This is a genomic window from Leeuwenhoekiella nanhaiensis (assembly GCF_002744755.1).
In the GTDB taxonomy this organism is placed as follows: domain Bacteria; phylum Bacteroidota; class Bacteroidia; order Flavobacteriales; family Flavobacteriaceae; genus Leeuwenhoekiella; species Leeuwenhoekiella nanhaiensis.
Genome location: NZ_KZ319300.1, coordinates 1 through 22,088 on the forward strand (window position 1 = coordinate 1; position 22,088 = coordinate 22,088).

A 22,088-nucleotide genomic window follows, 5' to 3' on the forward strand; every position below is an offset into this window, starting at 1 on the left:
TTAAGTGGTCAACCTATATCAGGGACGTACATAGAAAAAACTCATCACTCAGAATTCCTAACTCTGCATTCTGAAAACTGCCCACTGAGACTGCTTACTGTTTTCATATTTCGTATTTCTGATTTAACAGTCCCCTGAGTGATAAAACCTAAGGAGCATCATATCGAAGGGCCAACTTCTAACCTGTAAGCCCGTAATTCCTAAGCCGCAACACGCAATTCAGGTACTCCGGCATAAACCGCAAAAGCAGGTTCAGGGGTAGCAATCGGTGCCTGTAACACTGCAGGAAGCGTATAGGTTAGCCAGATTTGAGCCAGTTTCCCGGGGATTTCAATAGCGTCTTTAACGCCTAATCGTGAATCGTCCACGTGCACCCAGCGCATCAGGGGTTGTTCGATGATTTGCTTCAGGGTCTGTCCTTTGCCCAGGTATTTTTTCAGTCTTAAAAAGATTTCCACATCAAACAACCATTTGCTCACAAAGCCCTGTTCGTACAATACCGGGATGATCTCACGGGTAAATACTTTGGCTCCGCACTGGGTATCTCTAATGGGTAAGCCTAAAATAAGGAGAATAAACTGCTTGATAAAGTTGGAAAAAAGGCTGCGCATAAAATTACGCTCAATACCTCCACCTCCCGAATTTCGCGATCCAAACACCATAGACACGCGCTCGCGTTTCAGGGTAGTCACCAAATCTTTAAAATCCCGGAAATCCGTTGAAAGATCGGCATCCATAAAGCCGATATAAGCAATTTCGTCTAACGTATATAAATATCGGGCGCCGGCACGAACTGCAGTGGCTTTCCCTGAGTTTTTCTTCACATCTACAATACTGATGCCTGTAGGTGCCTCAGCACGCATACGGTTCAATACATGTAGGGTACGGTCTTTACTGCCGTCGTTTACAAAACATAAATGATAATCGTCGTGCTCCTGAGCAAAGCGCACAAAAGCTTCCTGGTTAAGACGTTTTTCTTCGTTGTAGCAAGGTATGATAATGCCTGTTTTCATCGTAATAGATATTTGGGTTTGTATTAATTTCCGTACAAACATACCTGCGTCTCGGGATGAAAATTTGGCTTTATCTGTGACTGAACCGTTTCTGTAGATGGAAACCATTCGTCGAAGGACGAACCATTTATCGAAAATCCTATCTTTACCTAAAACAAATAAGCCCCAAAACACCTGATGAAGGCAAACCAAACCAATAAATACCTGGTCACCGCAGTACTGCTGGGCATTATTGTACACGGTACCTCCATCTTTTTTACGCTGGAGCGTACCTATGATGCGTTAATTCATTTGTTTTTTGCAAATCATTATGCGACCAGCTGGTTTGAACCCTGGAACTACAGCTGGTACACCGGCTTTACCGTAATGGGCTATCCGCCATTGGTACACCAGATCATCGGGGCGTTATCGCTGGTGGGCGGACTCAAATTTGGCATGTTTACCCTCGCCTTTGTGGGCATCATCTTATTCATCACCGGCGTTTACCGCTTTACCCTGGTGCTTATCCCCGATAAAAAGGTGGCAGGTTACGCGGCCATCCTGGCGGTCTTTTCGTCTTCCTTTGTAGAAACCCTGCATATTTTCGGGCAGTTACCCAGTATTATTGGGATTTCGGTGCTGATGCATGCGCTGCCTGAAATTTACCTCTGGCTGAAAACCGCCCGCAAACGACATCTGTTTAAAGCCCTGGCCCTGCTTTCGGTCACGGTAACCTCGCACCATGTCACCCCTATTTTTGGAATGGTATTCTTTATTTTTCCGCTTATAGGTATGGTAATTATGGATGCGGCCCGCGAAAAAGTATCCACCAACCGCGAAGTCACCCTGATGCTGTTTGTCAAAACCCTGTGGAGCCATCTCAGGCGTATCATCATCTTCGGCGGTTCGGCTCTGTTCCTTATAGTAGTCTGCATCCTGCCCTATTGGATCAATTCCAAAAAAAATCCCATCACCCAGGTGCCCATCCCACACGGTTCCCGGGATAATTTTCTCGAAGTGACCTCATCGGGGCTGGCTTTTTTCATCATTCCCTGGGGAATTTTGCTGCTGCTCCTGCCCTATTTCTACTACCGCTATTACAGCAAGCGCCTGTTGTTTTTTGGGATCAGCTTTACCCTGTTGTCCATTTTAGGAACCGGAGGCACCACACCTATTCCCTTGAAGATTTTGGGCGAAAACGCATTTAACATCCTCACGCTCGACCGGTTTACGCTTTGGGCTTCGATAATGGCCTTACCGGCTTTCGGGGAGTTTTGCTATCGTTTTGTGGAGGGCGATTATAAGGAATACCTGCAGGCCAAATGGGGTTCGCTGCTGCACCGCGCTTCCGGCGGTTTTCTCGCAGGGGTTTTTATCGCCATCGCCATTTTTACAGTTACCCTGGGTAAATTCAGGCCCAGTCAGCCTGCTACCTTAAACATGCTGCCCATCGTCAATTTCCTCAATCAGGACAACCACGACAAATGGCGCTATCTGCCTTTGGGCTTTGGCGATCAGATGGCCTGGCTTTCGGCACTTACTCCCGCGACCACGGTTGACGGCGATTACCACTCGGCTCGTCGCCTGCCCGAACTCACTTCCCGCGCTGTAGAACGGCTTGAAAATTCGAAATACCGCGGTATTGAAGGTATTGGTTCGTTGCAGCAGTTTCTCACGGTACCCGAAAAATACCATCTGAAGTACGTGTTTTCAAACGATAAGTTTTACGACCCGCTCCTGTATTTTACGGGTTGGCACCGCCTTAGTGTGCTCGAAAACGGCATTCAGGTCTGGGAAAAAGGAGGAATAGAACCTCTGCCCAGCTTTATCCCAAAAGAAGATGTTGCCCTGTTTCAAAAACTGATGTGGGGCACCATCCCGTTTCTCACCGTAATTATCGCCCTGCTGCTGCACCTGAAATCGATGTGGACGCGCTCCTTTAAAAAAGGACGGGAACGCGCAGCCACGTATTTCAATTTCATCCCCTCCAGGCATCGCATACCCGGTTTGCTTTACCGGATTTCACTGGTTTGGGTTTTATTAATGACCGGTTTCTTTTGTTTGGGGATGTACCTGTTTTACATCAAAAGTGAAGAGCAGTTGAGCCCTAAAAATGCCGTGATGGCTTATTACGATGCGATGGACTTTAAAGAGTTTGAGCGGGCGCATTCCTATATTGATCCGCAAAGCGGAAAGAGTATCGCCCAGTTTATGCTGGAGATTTCGGTATCAGACGGCTTGCTGAGTTCGTATGCCAAGCTCGACCGCATCGATGTGGAACTGACGGCAGCAACCGATTCAACCGCCCACGCCGTTGCCCGGATGGAATGGGTCACACCCCTGAAAATCATCGAAACGATAGACAGCCTGCAACTGGTAAAACGCAAAGGCGACTGGTTTTTAAGAGCCGAAAGCGTAGATCCCGATATTCCGCCAGATCAGCTGCTCACCGAAAATACCACAGCCTGGTACAACCACGGCAAGCGTAAAATCACTTCCGAACAAACCTACCATGAGGATATCCTGAAACAGCCCGTGGTCGAGGTGCTTTCCGCCCGACTCGTGCAGCGCGACAGCCTGTTTTACATTGTGGGCGAAATTCAGAATGTAGACAACATCCCGGCAGATATTTCGGTGACCGGCGCTTTATACGATGCCCAAAACCGGGAGCAGGCCCGCTACAACGCGCAGGATCTGGTCAAACACAAACTGCTGCCCAAAGAGACCACACCCTTCCGTATTGATTTTATTGAAATCCAGAAAGATTCGGTGCTTCGGGATATTGAAAATTTTGAGGTACAGGTAAAAGCCAATGTCGCCACTACCGATCTGTATCAGGCGGTTGCACCTTCCGCTTTAAATCAAAAAGACCAGCAGCTTACCGGCTTCCTTTTTAATCCCACCACTGAGGCGGCGACCATTCCGCAGTTGCTGTTAGCCTATTACAATGAAAATCAGCAGCTGGTTTGGGTAGAGGCTACCTATGTGGACGAAAGTGTGCGTCAGCAACGCAAGCAGCCTTTTGACCTGAGTTTATACACCGGCGCATGGCCCCAAATCTGTGCTTCGGGTTTGAGCACGGTTTCGGTAAACGGGCTTCCCAATCAGAGTATTTCTGATAAAATCGTACCCTTAAGAACCGATTTTGGCAAAGCCGAAGAATTAATCGAAATCAGCGGGATGCCCTATCGCTATCTCAGCATCACCCCAAATGCGTATATTGGTAATCCGCGATGAAAACCAGAAATACATACCGCTTCGGTTTAGCCCTGCTCCTGCTGGGTTTGTTTGGGGTTGCCAAAGCGCTGCAGACGCCCGCGTCCCAAACGGAAAAGAAGGCCCTAAAGCTTGAAATCCCCGCTTCACAAACCGTTACGCCTGAAGGAATACCGCTTCGGTTTTCAAAATATCAGCTTCCGCTTAGCGATTCCATCCGCCTTATCGCCTCGGGTACCTATGGTACAACCGTTTTAAAACCCCAATCCGGCACTGATGCTCAGTATTTCCATATTCCGCCGGAACTCACCAAACACGCCGGAGTGATCACCTGGCAACTGCTTGAGGGCAAAACCCCACTTCAGGAAGGCCAATTCAGCCTGCTTGCAGATACGACCCATTTGGGCGAACTCGAGAATTACCTGGGTCCGCGCAGCATTGTGGCCAGTCCGCGCGATTATACCATGCTCGTAAGCCTGCCTACCGATTATCTCGACAATCTGTTATCCGACGGAACACCGGTAGTGATCAAACATCAGTTTCAGGAACAAATTACCACTACCCCCAGCCCAATCTATGCGGGTTTTGCGTGGAAGAACATCCCTGCGCCCTTGCAAACCGGCCGGGTGACTACCGCCAGTGTTTTGGGTAAGGCTGCCTCGCGCGAACTCGTCGCTGATGTGTATCCCGATCTGGCTGAAAACTTCAGGCTAAGCATCGAGCAACTGCACCCCTATGCAGACGGCAACGCCCTGGTGACTTTTAAAACCGATCAGATCAGGGATGAGCACGGCAATGTGATTACTGACGGTACGCTGGTTTATTTCTATATGCGGAATGAGGAAGGCAAGCGCTGGAAAACCGCCGCCTCATGCCTCAACGGCTATGCTTTTGCCCCGGTGCTGCACCCGGAATTCCCCACCACCTGGACGGTAGAGGCCGTCATCAAAGGCATTGCCCGTAGCGGCGCTGCTCAGGTGAGTTTTAAACCGGCAACAGACGAGATCCCGCTACGTTTTAAAGACCGAAGCCTGCACATAGGGCCCATTACCAGCTATCTGGGGCAATTGATTCCTGATGGAATTAGCGTCGAAGTTCAGATAGGCAATACAATCCGGGTTCTTAAAACCAGAGATGGCCGGGCTTCCTTTGATCTGAATCCCGAAGAATACGCCGCAGGAGACTATCTGGTTACGGTAAGAGCTTTAGGTTTAACCACTCAAAAAACCATCGCGCTGCAGTGAACCGAAATAAAACCATATTGAGAGCTACGATTCTACTCCTGTTTGTGCTGGTGAACGCCGGGATTCTGTATGGCATCAGCCAGATCATCGCCTACCTCAATACGGGTGCCGATAAATCGACCATGCTGCATCTGGATGCCAAACGCGGCGATTATTACCTGCCCGATGTAACCTGGGAATCTGTTGATAATCCCGGCAGACCTCTCGAGCCCGCAAACCAGACCCGTCTGGAACAGGATTATCTGGACGCCTGGTATGTACGCAACAACGCCCTCTTTACAGGCGATGAGACCGGAATCAACGATCACTATACCTCAAGTGCCCGCGTCAAACTCAAAGAATTGATGGCCTTTAACCAGGCAAACGGAATCAGCATAGAAACGACCACGCTGGCGCATCATCCCACGCTGGAGTTTTACAGTGCTGACGGCAAACTGGCCGTACTCACAGACCGAAAGGTAAATGGTTTTGAAAAAATTTATACAAACGATACACTCCTGCAAGCCCAGGCTTTCAACGCAGATTACCGGGTGGTGCTCCTGCTTGAAGACGGTTTTTGGCGCATCAGGCATTTTGAAAGACTCGCGGCTCGTAAAGATTCGGTTGTAACTGCTTCGATTCAAATGGAAATGGAAGCTTTAGAAGGCATCAACTACTATCCGCAGGAGACGCCCTGGGATACCTTTGGCGAAAACTTTGATCGGGAACTACTGGCTAAGGATTTCAGGTTGGTAACCGATTTAAACCTCAACTGCATTCGGGTATTTATAGGCTATGAAGATTTTGGTAAAGCCAACCCAAAACCCGAAAAGCTGGAAAAGCTTACGCAGCTTTTGGACGAGGCCGACGAAGCCGGTTTGAAAGTGATGGTAACGCTTTTTGATTTCTACGGAAACTACAGCCTCAGCGATTATACGCTGACTAACAAACACCTGAGCGGAATCGTTAAACACGTAAAAGAGCATCCGGCGCTTTGGGGTTGGGATGTAAAAAACGAACCCGATCTGGATTTTGAATCCCGTGGAAAAGAAACGGTTTTGTTTTGGCTGCGCCAAAGCATTCAGAAACTGAGAGCGCTTGACGGCAAACATCCCATAAGCATTGGCTGGTCTACACCCGAAGCGGCTGTCCTGCTCAAAAATGAGGTAGATGTGGTTTCCTATCATTATTACCGGGATCTCAGTGGACTTTCGGAAGCGCATCAAAAGCTGAAGAACCAGACTCAAAAACCCGTAGTGCTTCAGGAAATAGGCTACTCGTCTTATTCAGGTATCTGGAATGGCTTCGGTATTGGCAAAACCAGTCAGGATGAGTTTTACGAGGAGTTTCTACAACTAAAAAGGAGAGACAGTATAAACTATCTCTCCTGGACGCTCTTCGACTTTAGGGAAGTTCCGGAACGTGTTGTGGGGCGGTTTCCGTGGCGTAAAAACAAGCAGAAGTATTTCGGTATTATTGACCAAAATGGGGTGAAGGACGAAGCCTATTACACCATCAAAAACCGTTAATCAGGCAGCCATAAGCAATTCTTCGGCCGTTTCACCATCAATATTTTTAAAAGCTTCCAGATAGCGTTGTGCAATCACAGACATCGGCAGGGCATTGGCCGCTTCAAAATTGGCCTTCGCCAGCTCGGTACGATAGGCAGAATCTACCACCAGTTTAGCAATTGCCTGGGCAAGACTTGTAGCATTTTCGGGTTCAAAAAACTCCCCGCGATAGCCTTCTTCTTTCACCAAAAGGGCAAGATCCCCCAGGTCTGGCATCACAACCGCTTTACCGTAACTACCGGCCTGATGCAGAACACCGCTGCTTCCGGTTGTTGAAGTGTAGGGGAAAACCACCATCGCGCTTTCGGTAAAAATGCGGGGTACATCTTCTTCAGCTACATAACCGGTGAAATGCACATTAGGTAAGTGCGCATACTTAGCCTGAACACCTGCCAGATAACCAATGGTATTCGGGTTATCGGTCCCGGCGATGACCACTTCCAGTTCTTTACCGGTAACCTGACGGGCGCGCTCTACGGCTTCAATAAGGACTTCTACTTTTTTATAGGTACCAAATTTTCCAAAAGTCATAATCTTCAGCGGACCTTCAGCGAGCTCAAAGCTCGGCTCTTTGGCCAGTTCAAAGGTACCGTGCGGAATGAGCATACAGTTTTTGGCCTGGTATTTTTCTTCTAACAGATTCACGTAATTGCCAATGGTAAGGGCTACTTTATCGGCCTTTAAAACCACGCGGGTAAGCAACGAACCGATGAAATTAAATACTTTAATTTTCAGTTTATTGGAGGTGAATCCGGCCTGATTGAGATCTACCGCTTCCATAATGTTATGCAGCAACACGATGGTTTTCATTCCCATCAGTTTGGTAAAAAAAGGAGTAAACAAGCCTAATGCAGCCGGAATCTTTTGGTCCCCAAACTTCATAAACTGAAGATTGTAGAGCACCGCATCGGGTTTTACGGCTTTAAGAGTTTTAGTAATAGACCACACATTGCGATAGCTGTTAAACTTCCAGCAGTTGATGACTTTTACCGTGCAGCCTTCCTCTTCAAAACGGATGTCAGCCTGAGCAGGTTCCACATCGGTTAACAGAACGATTTCAGTAACTTCTTCAAGCTGGCGAAAATGCTTCACCAAATGATATGCATATTCGTTAAGGGTTACTTTACTGGGAGGATACGCGGTTACGATAGCTAATTTCATAATCAAGGTTTTTAAGATTTGGAGTACTTGAGGTTTAAATTCAGAACAAAAATGGGTTAGAAATACCAAAGCTTTTGTCGAAACACGTTCGTTTGAAGTTTGGTATCGACGAATGGTAGTTATCCTACGACGAGGCTTTTTTCAGCTTTAGGCTGTGCAGCACAAAATAAGAGACCTGGGCACACAGCAAGAGCCCCATTGCAATCACCTGAGCGATGACCACTTCGAGTAAACTGGCGTGGAAAAATACGATAAGCAGCACCTGCACCACCCCAAAAATACCGGCCAGGGCTACGGGTTTATATTCATCAAGGGATAAAAAGTAATAGGCAAACACATTAGACAGGGCAAACAGCGAGGTAGCCAGCGCATACCAGCCGAGCAAAGGCGCGACAGACAGGTAAGCTTCCCCAAAGAGCAGTTGTACCGAAAACGCGGGGAACAAAAAGGTAAAGGCGGTGATGGAAAGCGACAGCAAACCAATATAGCCCAAATACTTCTTAAGAACGGGTAACGGATTCTTCCCTTCTTTACGCAGCAAAACCACCTTGGGCAATAGGATCATCACAAACATCCAGGTCACAAAATACACTACCCGGCCTATCAGCGCCAGCGAGGCGTACAAACCCGCATCGTAGGCTTCAAAATAATGCTTCACCAGCAGGATATCGCTGTTGTTACACATGATTTGGGTGAGTTCGTAAGCGGCAGTAAGTACAAAAAACTGCAGGATCTGTTTATACTGCTCGGGTGCCAGTACCGGCTTACTGCCCCGGGTAGGATTGTTCTTTTGAAAGGGAAACATTCCGGCGACAAACGAGACCGCGATGGCGATTGAAACGGCGTAGGCCGCCTCGACTTGAAAAAGTAACAACAGGCTAAAAGTCAGCACCAGGCGCACCAGCATTTCCAGTTGATAGGTGACCGAAAGCTGCACGAAAAGCTGATTGCCCTGCAGATTGCCACGGTTGACGCTCATCGCGAAATATAGGGGTATGGCAAGGCCAAAAATCACAAATAGCGTTGCCGAAGCCGTATGGAACAGTTCCTGCAAAAACGGAGCGCTCAGCACACACAAAATGCCAAAGCCAATCCCCACGCCGGTCGCATAACGCAAAGCTTTAGCGATTAAGGCTTCCCGCGCTTCGGGGTCAAAACCGGCGGTAAATTTAGCCACCGCAAGCTGAAAGGTCATCGCCACAAATGACAGGACTAAAAGCATCGTAATGAGTATGGCGGCATCAGCAAAGGCAGCCGGTCCCAGCACCCTACCCAGAATCAGGTTGTAGGCATAGTTACCTCCGTTTACCACAAAGGCACTGGCCATAAAGATTTGTTCGGGAGTGAGGAGTTTGGGAAGACGTTTGGTTACTACAAGCATGAGATAGGTCTTAGCAGGTTACTAATGAAATGACACGGGTTTCCGCTTTGCGGTGTACCACACGCAGGAAATTTTGGGTAGCGGGGCGGTACACGTTATGCACCACTTTTAATTTAGATTCGGAGGTGATAGGAATAAGTCGCATAGTCTTTGGGTTTTTATTGGTACAAAGATGTTGCGGGAATCACCAGGATTCGGTCAAATTTCGTTTAGCGGAAGTCTGCTGTAGACGAATGGTATTTAATCGGCTTTGAAATGGAGTTAATCGATTTAGGCGAGAGGGTTTCTGGTTGCAGGTTGCACTATTTACTATTTCTTGTTCTTTGCTCTTTGCTCTTTATTCTCTATTCTTCTTTTCGGTTTTCGGTTTTCGGTTTTCGGTTTTCGGTTTTCTAAAAGAATATAATAATATGAATGTAAGTTCCGCTACCTTAAATTTTAGATTTTGAATTCTGAAAACATCCCTCCTAACCTCCCTTCAAAGGGAGGAACTTTCTTCCTACTAAAATCTATACCCTTAGTTCAAAGCGATTCCTGAGTAATGCGACCTGAGGAGCATCGTATCGAAGGAAAAGCCGGGAATGTATGTAATCTTGAATGCAAAGAACTGCCTGCTGAGACTGCTTACTAATTTGGAATGCAGAGTGCTCTGTTATCAGTTATTTCGTATTTCGTATTTCGTACTTTCAACTTCTAACTTCTAACTTCTCAAATCTCAAATCTTACATCTAACATCTAACACCCCACCTCCAAATACCAAAAAGTATCGACGAGTTGCAAATAACTACAGATTGAATCTGTACGAACTGCTTCTAACTTGCATCAGTAAAATAACGATGATGAAAAAACTAATTCTCGCTTTAAGTATGTGTTTCGCCAATTGGGCTTTTGCTCAGGAAATGACTACCGGATTTAACTTACTGGAAAACGGTAAGTATACTCAGGCAAAATTGTTTTTTAAAGAGATCCTTGAAGACTATCCTACCAATAAAACGGCCCAGCTGTGTTACGGCAGGGCTCTGGGTTTGAGTGGTGAGACCGCGAAAGCGACAGCTCTTTTCACCCAAATGCAAAACGAATATCCGGGGGATTATGAGATTGCCTTAAACTATGCCGAATCGCTTTTATGGGCCGAAAACTTCAACGAAGCCCAAACGGTGTATGAAGACCTGGTTAAAACAGACAGTACGAGCTTTTCGGCGGTATTGGGTTATGCCAATACCCTGTCTAACCTGAAAGAATACAACAAAGCTCTGGAGCGCGTCAATCAGGCATTGAGCCTGCAACCGGGAAATGCAAACGCGCTGGTTTCGCGTAAATACATACGTCTGGGCAGAGCCAATCAATTGAGCAGTGATGGAGATTATCGTACGGCTTTGGCTTTGCTTGATGAAAACCTTAAGGATTTTGAAGGCGATAACCTTAGCCTACAGGTTAAAGCCAATGTGCAAATCGCACAGAAAGATTATGATTCGGCTTTTACGACTTATGGCCGTTTGGCAGATTCGGTTGCAGTTTTGACCGGGCAGGCTTTGGTGGCCCATCTCGACGGTGCCGATCAAAAGGCTTTAGCCCTTTCGCGCAAAGCAAAAAATTTCAGCCCGAAAGATTCGCTGCAAAGCATACAGGCCAGCGAGCGTTATGTACAGGCCCTCATCTGGAACCAAAAATTTAAAACCGCGCGCCACGCTTTAGACAGTTTAGATCAGATCTATGGAAATGCTCCGCGTATTTTGGCCTTAAAAGCCAGTCTGGGTATGTACACCGGCACCTTTAAAACCAGTATCGCGCACTATCAGTCTATTTTAGAACAGGACTCCACCTCCTTTGACGGAAATCTGGGTATTGCCAATGCCTACCGCGCACAGGGTAACCTGGATCAGGCTTATGCTTTTGCCCAAAAAACCACGGAATACTACGCAGGTCAAAAAGACGCTTTAGGACTGATGCAAACCCTTTCGGGCAGTCTTGCTCCACAGGTTATGCCACGTGCCGCCTATACCCGTGATAACGGAGGCAACCGGGCCTATGCCGCCGGTTTGAGCGTGCTGTTCCCGGTGTCCTATCGCTTTCGTACCCAAATCAATTACGACTACCGTAAAACTTCCAATGAAGATGTAGATGCGCAGGCCTCGAACAGCAGCTTTAATTTTGGAGTTCAGTACCGCATCCACAACAACACCTGGATTGAAGCCAACCTGGGAGTCCTTAATGCCGAAGCCGATGTCAACAGCTATACAGATGTCAACGGCTCGGTGCTGTTAAAAGCCCGCCCGCTTCCCTTACAATACCTTGAACTGGGCTACAGCCGCGAGTTACAAAACTTTAATGCTACGCTGATCGACCAAAAAATCTTTATGAATAACTACAAGCTCAATTACAATATGGGCACAAACGTAAACCTGGGCTGGTACACGAGCCTTATTTTCACGCCACAAACCGATGGCAACCAGCGCAAGTTGTTGTTTACCTCGCTGTATTACAACTTTACCAAAGCTCCCGCACTTAAAGGCGGAATCAACTACCAGTACCTCAGCTTTAAAGATCAGGTACCTGCGTTGTATTTCAGTCCGTCAAGCTATCAGGCGGTGGAGTTGTTTGCAGATTTAAACGGAAGCATCAAAAACTGGCAGTATACGGCCAATGCTGCCGGGGGTTATCAGTTTGTAGAAAAAGACAAGGCTACGACCCTTTTCAGGATTGAAGCAGGCATCATCCATACGCTATCAGATCGTCTGGATGCGGGTTTTTATGCCAAATACAGCAACGTGGCTTCGGCTACTGCTGCCGGTTTTGAGTTCACCGAGGTAGGCCTAAAAATGAGATGGCAGTTTTTAGCAAAACCGGTGTTTAAACTCTAGTTCGGTTTTAAAGCAGATTGAGCCGCTTCATCAGTTCGGGGCGGTTAGAACGGCTGATGGGAATCACATCCCGCGCAATAAGCACACTGTTGTCTTCAATATCAATAATCTTCTTGATGTTGATGATAAACGAACGGTGCACCTTCACAAACAAATGATCGGGTAATTTCTCTTCTATTTTTTTGAGGGTAGAATGAACGGTGTAGTTCTTCTGTTCGGTCTTGATGAGGATGTAATCGCCTTTGGCCTCGATCAAAAAGATTTTATCAAATTCTATTTTAATCAGACGCCGGTCTATGTTGACGTACATTTCCTTTTCAGTAGAAGCCTCGGGATTTGCAGAGGTTTCTTTGCTTACTGCCGGTGCTGCGGCGGGAGCCGCCGGCGGGGCATTTTCGAGCCTTTGTAAGGCTTTGATAAACCGCGGCAGGGTAATGGGTTTTACCAGATAATCTACAATGCAATCGTATTCAAAGGCTTCAATGGCAAAATTGCGGTCTGAAGTGGTGAGTATGACTTTTGGCGGACTTGCCAGCGTATCTAAAAAATCAAATCCCGTAAAATCGGGCATGTGAATGTCGAGAAAGACAAAATCAACTTCATTCTTGTTTAAAAACTTGATCGCCTGAAGGGCATTTGGAAATTCATCAATTACCGTAACATCTTCCACCTGACTGCACAGGTGTGATACGATCATTCGTGAAGCGGCTTCATCATCTACAATAATACAATTCACAATTTGAGGCTTTTGGGTACTACAGCAAATTACAAATTATAAGTCATTTACAAAATCAGAAAGTCGGTTTAGCTCCCGTTCAAAGGCGATTTGTGAGGTTTTAGCGCCGGTTTTCAATTCTTCCTCATAAAGAATGGCGATTTCGTATGCTTCATCCATACCGGCTATCCCCAGTTTGTGCTTCATTTTATGCACACTTTCGGCTGCAGATTTCCAATGCTCCTGCTCCATATAGCGGCGGTAGAGCTCTATTTCCAGAGGCAGCTCCTTTTTAAGAATGGCAATAAACTGGCTGCGGAACTTTTCATCGTCTCCGGCTAAATCATCAACGTAATTAAGGTTAGGGCTATTCATAGTGATTTTCGGTTTGTGGGAGGGTGAAATAAAACGTGGTGCCTTTGCCCGGTTCGCTGTCCAGCCAAATGCTTCCACCATAGGAGTTTACAATCTTCTTGACAATGGAAAGTCCGATCCCGGTAGAATTGGAATCGTGCTCCAGTTTTTGAAAGACTTTAAATATTTTATCGAAATAATTGGGATCAATACCTTTTCCGGTATCGGTCACTTCAAACTGATAGCCGCTATCCAGTTCGCGGCCCACGATTTTGATGCTGCCGGAAGGTTTTTCGATGCTTTTAACCGCGTTACAAATAAGGTTTTGAAACAACTGGTGAATCTTAAACCGGTCTGCTGTGATCACCGGCAAACGGTGTACCTGCACGTCAATATCTTTAGGAATGTGAATACCGGAAAGCGTTTCCTGCAGCAGCAGATTGAGATCAATCCGACTTTCGGTACCGCTTTCTCTATCTATTGTGGAATAATGTAGAATTCCGCCAATGAGGGCGTCCATCTTTTCGAGATGGGTTTTGATCAGATCCATTTGCTGCAGTCCGTTCTCGTCAAGTTTATCACCATAGTCTTCCCGAAGCCAGGAAACCAAAGCATCAATGTTTCTTAAAGGCGACTTGAGGTCATGAGATACAATATGCGCGTAATCGCTCAACTCCTGATTTTGCTGTTCCAGTTCCTGCAGGAGACGTTCCTGCTTTTTAGTAACGGCAATTAGCTCTTCGGCCTGTGTGCTGATGTAATCGGAAAGATTTTCGCCTTCCAGGAGCGGTGCGCCACTTGCCGGTGCCACCCGGTTGATGACTTCTTCAAACCGACTTAAGAGTGCGCGCTGCTTTTCGGTCTCCTGACGCAAAGAAACATTGGCCTGATAGAGTTCGTCTGAACTGAGCTTCATCGCCCGCTGCGTTATATTGAACTGGTCTTCGAGGTTGTCATACGAGTTGCTTACGGCCTGCAAAAAAGCTTGCAGATCCTCCCGTTCCCGAAGTTCTTCGGGGAGGTATTTGCGCATTTGGCGGAAAAGCAGCTCGTTCATATCATTCACTTATTAACGTTATGGTCATGGTTTGGTTGTGCAGTTTACAGCTGCGTTCGCCGTAAAAGGGAGCGATCTCCCCGTACGAATACATGCCGCTGATGATCACGTCTTCGCCCAGCACTTCCCGCACTTCTTCAACCTCTTCTTCCACCCGTTGACTCAATACCAGTTTACGACCTATACAGCTGATGAGCAGGGCAAGCTGCGGTGGTACCGTGCGGCCTTCAAGCGCCCGTAAGGCGGCAGTTTCGGAAGCCATGGCCAGGCTATCTGTATTGGTCATCATCAGTTGTACCAAAGCCTGCTCAGGCACGTCACCGGCCAGGATCATCGCGTTTTGTGCCTCATCAATCTGAAGAATGGTACGTACAAAAGCCTGATTGTTTTCGGTACTGGTAACATTAAGCGGATAAATCAGCGCAGATCCCCGAAGTTCTTTAGCCTTTTCGCCCAAATACATACGATACAAATCAAGGGCCGGTTTACCGTCTATTTCGTACAGGACATTGCCTTCAGAGCGGGTTACCACACGCTGCGGCCCAAAGGGAATCCAGCCGCCGTACAGCGAGAAACTGGCTTCAAAGCTTTCGCCATAAAACCCGATTACCACGATTTCCCCGTCATCAGGCGGTTTATTATACCCGGCGAGGGTACGTTCAAAACGGGCATCATCCCCACACAAACCACCAGTAATCAACACCTTGGGAGCCGCGGCCTGCATACCTTTGGTGAGTGCTGAGCCGTTTACCGAGCTGCCTTCCGAAACCACAAAAATGTGTTTAAGTCCTTCGGGATTCAATTTACTAACCACCTCACGCCCGGCCCGTTCGCTGTTGTACGCTACGCTTCTGACGTTTATGGTTTGCACTTCAAAATGCGCTCGCTCCAATTCGATAGCCGTGACGCTGAGATGTTCATCGTTCACCGAATCGGCAATCAAATCACCGCTAGACGAACCAAAAACCAGATGCCCATCGGGGAAAAGTTTGCGCAATTCATCAAAAGTAACCGCCTCTTCCAGCAGAAATCGGTTACCGAATATCAGAACAAGAGGATTCTTCAAATCCTGCTTTGGCCCTATATACTGCCAGGCTGTATCGCGTTTCCGCTGAAGTTGTACCGTTTTCATAAGCTATTTGGCTAAGGTGAAATAAAAGGTGGTTCCTTCGCCGGGGGTGCTTTCCAGCCAAATCTTACCGTTGTACAACTCCACAATTTTTTTGACAATAGAAAGTCCCACACCGGTGGAATCTTTTCGTTTTTGCAAAGACTGAAAAATCTTAAACACCTTCTCGTGATACTCGGGCGCGATCCCTACCCCATTATCACTCACTTTAAAAAGCCAGTTGCTTTGCTGCTCTTCACATTCAATACGTACCCAACCCGGATTTTTATCGCAGTAGGCAATGGCGTTGCCTATGAGATTTTGAAAGAGTTGTTGCAGCTTCACCCGGTCTGCCATCAGCACCGGAAGCTGATCAGGATAGCTAAATTCAATATGTTCGGGGATGTGTATCAGGGTTTTGATATCCTCAAGTACCTGCTTCACCGGCACCTCCTCGCGTTTGCTGCTTTCAATACCCATACTCGAATAATTAAGAACATCTGAAATAAGCTGCTCCATCTTTTCAAGGGTTTGATCTATAAGACCAAAATTAGTAAGGGTTTGCTCATCAAACTGCTCTTTATTGTCTTCTCTGATCCAGTCTACCAAGGCACTCAGACTGCGTAAAGGCGATTTCAAGTCGTGAGAAACCACGTGGGCGTACTCCTGCAATTCGTCATTACTCTTCTCTAGCTTACGAAGCAGATTTTCTTTTTGAAGCTCCAGGTTTTTGATGTCGGTAATATCGAGGTGAATACCAATAGAACCTACCACCTTACCGTTTATGTTGTAATTAGGCGCCCCGCTGATTAGCCAGTGGCGTAACTCGCCGTTTTTTCTGCGGGCACGAATCTCGTACGAATTGGAAGTCCCATGCTGGCGGCTTTCATTCTCTGCGGTGAGTTTATCGCGGTCCCCGGGATAGAGCAAAACGTCCATTCCCTTTTTCCCCAGAAGTTCTGCTTCGGTATAACCCGACATTTCTTCAAGACTTTGATTGACCATCAGGATCTCATCATCGTTGTTTACCTCGATCAGACCGAGGTTCATATTGGCGATAATGTTGCTGTATTTTTGACGTTCGGCCTCAATACTCTCGCGGTATTTTCTGCGAAGGGTCACATCACGGTAGGTCCAGAGATGCCCCTTGTATTGCCCCTCTTCGTAGATGGGGATAAAATCGCGCTCCAGCACACGGCCGTCACGCATCGCAAGTTCATCTGCGAGCACCTGTTCTTTACTAACAAGCAGTTCGTTTATGCGGTTTACAAAACCATCCGGATCTTCAAACAGACCTTTACTTTGCTCTGCAGCCTGCTCACAGTTCTGACCCTGCAGCAGTTCGGGTGCGACGGGAATGCTGAAAAAATCGCAAAAGCGCTTGTTTGTAATTACTATATTTCGATTTTCATCTTCAAGCAACACACCGCTTTCCAGATTAAGAATAAGGGTAGAAAGCCGGTTTTGGGAATCTACCAGTTGCTGCTCGTTGCGCTTCTGGCTGGTAATATCACGAATAATACCCTGTGCTGCCAACGGCTTTTTATCGCGATCGTAAATTACACTGGCATTTATTTGCACATAGCTCACTTCACCACAGGCACGGCGTATGTGAATTTCAAAATTGGTGAGGGAGCCTTTTTGCATCAGCTGCTCAAAACCCTGAGGTACGAGAGGCCTATCTTCTTCGGTTACCAGTTTGTATAAGTGAATGTGATCTTTAAGCGTATACCCCAAAAGGCTTTCGGCAACCTTGTTCATTTTAATGGGAACCCCTTCCAGATTCATCATCACATAGGCATCTGCAATATTGCCAAAAACACCCTGCAACTCAGAGTTTGCGGTATAGACCAGGCTTTCGAGTTTCTGATTGGTCTTTTTAAGCTCTTCAGACTTAAAATACAGCTCACGGGACTTTTCTTCAAGAATACGCTCTGCCTCTTTACGGGCAGCACGTTCCCGGGCCAGCGCCCTCTCATACAACTCGAGTTGCTTCTCACTCATAAACGCGGATACTAAATTTCACTTCGGTACCATCATCCTTGATCTTTTCGACCAGCACTTCTGCCTGATGACCAAAATGGGTTAGCGTGCGCTGCATCAGTCCTTTACCAAAGGCATACATCGCGCGGCTGGAGCGGTATAACAAAATCAGCTTGTCGCTGTCTTTTTCAAGCACCCGAAAAACAGGCAGTTCGGCATCGGGATATATTTTACGCACCTCAACGTGGATGTGGCTTTCTATGGAAGCCAGTAAGTCTAAAGGATCGGTGTACTGGGTGATGAAACCCTGATAACTTCTTAATACGACCCCGAAGAAATGCTCACCATAAACTTCGAGCAAGGTGTCAATAGAAACTCCCGTTTGCTCACTGAGTTCAACCAGCAGGCTTAGCATTTCTGAAAATTGATAGGTGCCCACCGCGGTATAGACTCCGCCGGAAGGCAGATGCGCTTCGCTGATAAGATGGTCTACCATCTCAAGGCCATAGCGCTCTTCTACCAGCTCCAGAAATTCTGTAAAAACAATACCTTTCATTAAGAATCTATAAGTTCGTTAATACTCCAGTAGTCTAAAGCGATTTTAATTTTATTGACGTAGTCGTCGTATTTCAGAGGCTTTATCAGGTAACCTGCAACGCCTATTTTATAACATTCCAGCATATCTTTCCGATTTGCTGAAGTAGTCAAAATCACGGTAGGCAAAAACCGCAGACGGTCGTCAGCCTTGAGTATTTTCAGGAAATCAATCCCGTTGATTTTAGGCATATTGAGATCCAGAAAAACAACATCGGGCAAACTCCCTCCGGCTTGCAGCAGGTTAAGTGCCTCTTCGCCGTCACGGGCTTTAATCAACTGATGTTCGACGCCCAGTTTGCTGATAGCGCGTTCGAGTTTCATGACTTCTATAGCGTCATCTTCGATAAGTAAGATATTCATTTTACGTGTGATCACAAGTTTCAAGTTAGGGAAGCTACAAAATTGCATCAGAAATCCTTTTGAAAAGTCAAAGCTAGATGAAGCCTGCCTAAAGTGTAGACGAGTGGTCATTAAGTGTAGACGAGTGGTTTTTACAAGTACTATAAAGACTAAAAATAGGGAGGGTGAACCTGCTTTCTAATTCGGAATGCTGAATGCAGAGTTAGGATTCCTTCACGGAAACATCCCTCCTAACCTCCCTTCAAAGGGAGGAATTTTATACGAACTAAGAACCTACCCCTTCCTTCGAAGGAAAGGGCTGGGGATGGTTGTAATTTTAAATTTTAAACCTTGAATATTGAACCAACCAGATGTGATTTTTCAGTCGCTTAGGGCTCCCTCGAAATGACTGTTGGCAAAGCTGAATGCGGAGTACAGAGTTAGGAGTTATTTTGAATCGCTAAAAGTAACTCAACACTCAGAATTCTTAACTCCGCATTCTGCTAACTGCCCACTGAGACTGGTTACTGCTTTCCATTTCGTGCAGTTATCCTTTTATAAACCGAAGCGTACTGCTCTGCTCCCCGCTGGTAACACGAATCAAATATACCCCCGGAGTTAAGGACGAAACCGGGATGGCCCGGGTTTTCGAAACATCAAGCGGCCCCAGCACATTGCGCCCATTCAGATCGTAGATGATGGCTTTCGATGCATTTGCCTCATTAAGCTGCAACTGAAGCACATCGGTAGCGGGATTGGGATAGATTTTAAAAGAGTCTGCAGCATTAACAGGTGTGACACTCAGCTGATCGAAACGTACCGGCAGACTCGCAAGCGTATAACCGGCAGATGCCGAAAGATAGGCCGTAAACGGATCTACTGTTTGCGGAGTTCCGCTCTCGACCCGTTTAAAGACCGGGTCTTCATTCTCAACAGTAAGGATATAAGCACCTGCTGTGGCCTGAGTTTTAATATAAACTGCATTCAGGTTATTTGTGGTATTGGCTTTTGGAGTACTTACTGAGCCACTGCCCGTAAAGCTAAAGCTACCTGTTCCTAAAACCAGCACCGGGGTATTGGCCGGGATAACGTCACCGGTTATAAGCTTGCACGCAATTTCATCAGTTCCGGGTTCTATCGTATAGCAATCTGCACCTTCGGGAATAGCAGCTTCAAAAGGTAAAATAAGCAGTTCGTAACCGCTAAAATCACGGGTATAGCTGGCTTGTGTAGCCGTAAAGCTTTCGGGCACCTGAAAGTTTCCGTTGCCTTCCAGTTTCAGTTGCGAAGCCTGAGTGCCGCTAATTACATTAGGTTGATCTAATCCACTGCCAGTTGCGGTGTAAAACAGGAGATTGGGATTCGCCGCCTGTGATTTCCAGTCGGTAGTTTCGGGGATGGCCGTGGTTTGGGTAAAATCGATCCCGGTATAATCAGGATTGGAAAGCGCTTCGAGGAAATCGCTGTCTTCCTTACTGTAAACCCCTTCAAAAGCATAGGCTTTTTCATTCCCCAGTAAAAAATAAACCGCTCCAAAATCAATAGTCAGCACCGAACTGTAATTGGTATTGCTTATTCCTAAAATGCCCGTGATTCCATCGGTGAGCACCGCGCGTGAAAGATCAAGCTCAAATTGAAAATTACCGGTTGCAGGCATTTCAATACGCCCGTAGTTGTGCGAACTCAAAGCTCCCGCAGCGTTAACGTAGTGCAGGGTGGTGTTGTCTGAATTGTATTGATTGGCAGAGACTACATTTTCTACCTGAAAAACAAGTTTGGTATAACGGTCATCAAGCGCCAGATAGCCATTAGTAAGTGCGGTGTTTGAGCTGATCAGACGGTTGTTCACGCTAAAGGTTATTTGGCGGTTACTCAGCTGATAACCGGTACCAAAGGTCGCCTGCGTGGGATTCTGACTTTCGATAGGGTTGTAATACACAGGGCTTCCGGTCATTTGCGACTCGGGACGCTCGCTGCTTTTTTCAAAGACAAAAGTGGTAAAACTACTGGGCGCAATTGTGAGTTGTGGGCGAAAACGTTCTGAAGCATAGGTAACTTCAGTAGTGGTCATACTTTCAGTGGTTGTGGTGACCACCCGGGTACCGCTTTGGGTATAAAACGGAAGGTCTGCCGTAAGATTATAGGTATTGGCCGAAGCATTGATAAGATGCAGCGTCAGGGTGTTTCCATCCTCAGAAATATAAGCCGAACCTTCAAGCTGCCCGCTGTCATCAAGCCAGGTTGCGGCAATACGCTTTTTACCGGTGGTGTATTTCGCAAAATGCGACAGAATATATCCCCGTTTGGTAATCACGCCTTCCTGGGTACCGCGTTCGCCATCACCCATCATCCCGTAATAGCGCTTGGAGGCATAATGCACCCAGGCACTTACGTTTGACAGCATAGCCGTATTGATGCTTCGGGCAAAATCAAAGGCATCCTGCTGCCAGTTATAATCGCGCGGAGCCTGACTGCCTGCGTTCCAGTTGATCAAAAACTCGGTCATCCATGCCTCTTTACCCTGACTGCGCTGCAAGGTAATCCCTTCGGTCTCCACAGCGCCATACTGATGTCCGGCAAAAATGTCGAATTGTTGTTTAACCCCATCTGCTGCCAGTGCCTGCGCATAGCGCGTGGAAATCCCCACCGTCTCCGGGGCGATGATTTTACAGTCGATACGACTGCCGTAATCCCGTATAAAGTTGGCCATTTGCTGCGGCGTCCAGGAGCAACCCGCGTAAGTGACCTTATAATCGGGTTCGTTTTGCAGAGAAATCCCGTCAAGTTCTACCCCGTTATCGCGCAAATACAGCACGTAATCATTCAGATAGTCTGCATAATCCCCGTAGTGTTCCTCTTTCAGAAAACCTTCAATCTCATTGCCATTTGAATCAATTACGATACCGGCTATGTTGTTGTTGGTTTTCCACTCGGCCGGCATAGACCAGGGGCTTGCAAAAATGATAAGTCCCAGCGACTGCGCGAGCTGAGCCGTAGCCAGCGACTGCGACCAGTTGTCACGACCTATGGGAATATAGAGGCGCATAATGTTATAACCCAGTTCGCTGTCCGCACCCCAAAGCTGGCGTATTTGGGCAGGGGTCATATGGTTGTAGGCAAATTGCGGACTGCACACAAAACCGCCATAGCCGGTAACAGTCTGAAAGTTCGCACTGGCATCAAGTTGTACCGTAGCAGGGAGTTTCTGCGCGCTAAGATTAGACAGGCTTAAGGAAAAAAGCAGACTTAAAAAATAGGTGTAGAGTTTTTTCACGGCAGTAGTTTTTTTTGGTTTCAGTTTAGTATGATCGGGATTTAAAAAGGTCCCGATTCTGGTTCTAATTGGTTTTAAGAAATCGATTGCGTAAATCGGCTAAAAAAAATATGCGTTAACCCGAGAGCTAAAAAGTGCTCGCATTTACGGGTGTAATTTAGAAAGTTACAAGCTTGTTCACTGCCAGATTGGGTTACACATACTTTTGAATAGGATACATGAAAGGGATTTTAAAACTAGAAATGACTGCACTATT

Annotated in this window: 16 protein-coding genes; 4 read left to right on the forward strand and 12 right to left on the reverse strand. The window is 46.9% G+C overall.

Going from position 1 to position 22,088, the window contains the following annotated elements:
• Window positions 1-200: 200 nt before the first annotated feature.
• Window positions 201-1,013, reverse strand: coding sequence for a dolichyl-phosphate beta-glucosyltransferase (locus tag CJ305_RS16420; RefSeq protein WP_099647390.1), 813 nt, complete (start codon window positions 1,011-1,013; stop codon window positions 201-203).
• Between the two features lie 177 nt (window positions 1,014-1,190).
• Between CJ305_RS16420 and CJ305_RS16425 the strand changes: the two genes are divergently transcribed.
• Genes CJ305_RS16425 through CJ305_RS16435 form a run of 3 tightly spaced genes read left to right on the forward strand, consistent with a single transcriptional unit; the run spans window position 1,191 to window position 6,960 of the window.
• The gene (locus tag CJ305_RS16425; RefSeq protein WP_099647391.1) at window positions 1,191-4,229 is read left to right on the forward strand and encodes a hypothetical protein; all 3,039 of its coding nucleotides are present in this window, start codon (window positions 1,191-1,193) and stop codon (window positions 4,227-4,229) included.
• Window positions 4,226-5,452 carry a hypothetical protein gene (locus CJ305_RS16430; RefSeq protein ID WP_099647392.1) on the forward strand — a complete coding sequence of 409 codons (1,227 nt, stop codon included), beginning with the start codon at window positions 4,226-4,228 and terminating at the stop codon, window positions 5,450-5,452. Before CJ305_RS16425 ends, CJ305_RS16430 begins: the two co-directional genes overlap by 4 nt.
• Window positions 5,449-6,960 (forward strand): cellulase family glycosylhydrolase, encoded by a 1,512-nt coding sequence (locus CJ305_RS16435; RefSeq protein ID WP_099647393.1) that lies wholly within the window; start codon window positions 5,449-5,451, stop codon window positions 6,958-6,960. Before CJ305_RS16430 ends, CJ305_RS16435 begins: the two co-directional genes overlap by 4 nt.
• On the opposite strand, the gene CJ305_RS16440 is transcribed toward CJ305_RS16435, so the two are convergent.
• The 3 genes from CJ305_RS16440 to CJ305_RS19760 form a co-directional block, all read right to left on the reverse strand.
• On the reverse strand, window positions 6,961-8,163 hold the full coding sequence (locus CJ305_RS16440; RefSeq protein ID WP_099647394.1) for a glycosyltransferase: 1,203 nt from the start codon (window positions 8,161-8,163) through the stop codon (window positions 6,961-6,963).
• Between the two features lie 124 nt (window positions 8,164-8,287).
• Window positions 8,288-9,544 carry an MATE family efflux transporter gene (locus CJ305_RS16445; protein WP_099647395.1) on the reverse strand — a complete coding sequence of 419 codons (1,257 nt, stop codon included), beginning with the start codon at window positions 9,542-9,544 and terminating at the stop codon, window positions 8,288-8,290.
• A gap of 10 nt (window positions 9,545-9,554) precedes the next feature.
• Window positions 9,555-9,689 carry a hypothetical protein gene (locus tag CJ305_RS19760; protein WP_262490590.1) on the reverse strand — a complete coding sequence of 45 codons (135 nt, stop codon included), beginning with the start codon at window positions 9,687-9,689 and terminating at the stop codon, window positions 9,555-9,557.
• Window positions 9,690-10,383: 694 nt separating this feature from the next.
• Here CJ305_RS19760 and CJ305_RS16450 point away from each other — a divergent pair.
• The gene (locus CJ305_RS16450; RefSeq protein ID WP_099647396.1) at window positions 10,384-12,405 is read left to right on the forward strand and encodes a tetratricopeptide repeat protein; all 2,022 of its coding nucleotides are present in this window, start codon (window positions 10,384-10,386) and stop codon (window positions 12,403-12,405) included.
• A 7-nt stretch (window positions 12,406-12,412) separates the two neighbouring features.
• Here the strand turns inward: CJ305_RS16450 and CJ305_RS16455 are convergent, their stop codons facing one another.
• From CJ305_RS16455 to CJ305_RS16490, 8 genes are all read right to left on the reverse strand, one after another.
• On the reverse strand, window positions 12,413-13,141 hold the full coding sequence (locus CJ305_RS16455) for a LytR/AlgR family response regulator transcription factor (protein WP_099647397.1): 729 nt from the start codon (window positions 13,139-13,141) through the stop codon (window positions 12,413-12,415).
• Between the two features lie 36 nt (window positions 13,142-13,177).
• The gene (locus CJ305_RS16460) at window positions 13,178-13,495 is read right to left on the reverse strand and encodes a histidine kinase (protein ID WP_099647398.1); all 318 of its coding nucleotides are present in this window, start codon (window positions 13,493-13,495) and stop codon (window positions 13,178-13,180) included.
• Window positions 13,488-14,531, reverse strand: coding sequence for a sensor histidine kinase (locus CJ305_RS16465; protein ID WP_099647399.1), 1,044 nt, complete (start codon window positions 14,529-14,531; stop codon window positions 13,488-13,490). The genes CJ305_RS16460 and CJ305_RS16465 overlap by 8 nt, the downstream gene beginning before the upstream one ends.
• 1 nt (window position 14,532) lies before the next feature.
• Window positions 14,533-15,663 carry an FIST signal transduction protein gene (locus CJ305_RS16470; protein WP_099647400.1) on the reverse strand — a complete coding sequence of 377 codons (1,131 nt, stop codon included), beginning with the start codon at window positions 15,661-15,663 and terminating at the stop codon, window positions 14,533-14,535.
• A 3-nt stretch (window positions 15,664-15,666) separates the two neighbouring features.
• Window positions 15,667-17,643, reverse strand: coding sequence for a PAS domain-containing sensor histidine kinase (locus CJ305_RS16475; protein ID WP_099647401.1), 1,977 nt, complete (start codon window positions 17,641-17,643; stop codon window positions 15,667-15,669).
• Window positions 17,636-18,178, reverse strand: a complete 543-nt coding sequence (locus CJ305_RS16480) for a heme NO-binding domain-containing protein (RefSeq protein WP_099647402.1) — start codon at window positions 18,176-18,178, stop codon at window positions 17,636-17,638. The genes CJ305_RS16475 and CJ305_RS16480 overlap by 8 nt, the downstream gene beginning before the upstream one ends.
• The gene (locus tag CJ305_RS16485; protein ID WP_099647436.1) at window positions 18,178-18,579 is read right to left on the reverse strand and encodes a response regulator; all 402 of its coding nucleotides are present in this window, start codon (window positions 18,577-18,579) and stop codon (window positions 18,178-18,180) included. Before CJ305_RS16485 ends, CJ305_RS16480 begins: the two co-directional genes overlap by 1 nt.
• 526 nt (window positions 18,580-19,105) lie before the next feature.
• Window positions 19,106-21,832 carry a T9SS type A sorting domain-containing protein gene (locus tag CJ305_RS16490; RefSeq protein ID WP_099647403.1) on the reverse strand — a complete coding sequence of 909 codons (2,727 nt, stop codon included), beginning with the start codon at window positions 21,830-21,832 and terminating at the stop codon, window positions 19,106-19,108.
• Window positions 21,833-22,088 lie beyond the last annotated feature (256 nt).

Coding starts and splice junctions, on each gene's coding strand:
- CJ305_RS16420 (WP_099647390.1), bottom strand. CDS start 1,013: ATGAAAACAGGCATTATCATACCTTGCTACAACGAAGAAAAACGTCTT.
- CJ305_RS16425 (WP_099647391.1), top strand. CDS start 1,191: ATGAAGGCAAACCAAACCAATAAATACCTGGTCACCGCAGTACTGCTG.
- CJ305_RS16430 (WP_099647392.1), top strand. CDS start 4,226: ATGAAAACCAGAAATACATACCGCTTCGGTTTAGCCCTGCTCCTGCTG.
- CJ305_RS16440 (WP_099647394.1), bottom strand. CDS start 8,163: ATGAAATTAGCTATCGTAACCGCGTATCCTCCCAGTAAAGTAACCCTT.
- CJ305_RS16445 (WP_099647395.1), bottom strand. CDS start 9,544: ATGCTTGTAGTAACCAAACGTCTTCCCAAACTCCTCACTCCCGAACAA.
- CJ305_RS19760 (WP_262490590.1), bottom strand. CDS start 9,689: ATGCGACTTATTCCTATCACCTCCGAATCTAAATTAAAAGTGGTGCAT.
- CJ305_RS16450 (WP_099647396.1), top strand. CDS start 10,384: ATGAAAAAACTAATTCTCGCTTTAAGTATGTGTTTCGCCAATTGGGCT.
- CJ305_RS16460 (WP_099647398.1), bottom strand. CDS start 13,495: ATGAATAGCCCTAACCTTAATTACGTTGATGATTTAGCCGGAGACGAT.
- CJ305_RS16465 (WP_099647399.1), bottom strand. CDS start 14,531: ATGAACGAGCTGCTTTTCCGCCAAATGCGCAAATACCTCCCCGAAGAA.
- CJ305_RS16470 (WP_099647400.1), bottom strand. CDS start 15,663: ATGAAAACGGTACAACTTCAGCGGAAACGCGATACAGCCTGGCAGTAT.
- CJ305_RS16475 (WP_099647401.1), bottom strand. CDS start 17,643: ATGAGTGAGAAGCAACTCGAGTTGTATGAGAGGGCGCTGGCCCGGGAA.
- CJ305_RS16480 (WP_099647402.1), bottom strand. CDS start 18,178: ATGAAAGGTATTGTTTTTACAGAATTTCTGGAGCTGGTAGAAGAGCGC.
- CJ305_RS16485 (WP_099647436.1), bottom strand. CDS start 18,579: ATGAATATCTTACTTATCGAAGATGACGCTATAGAAGTCATGAAACTC.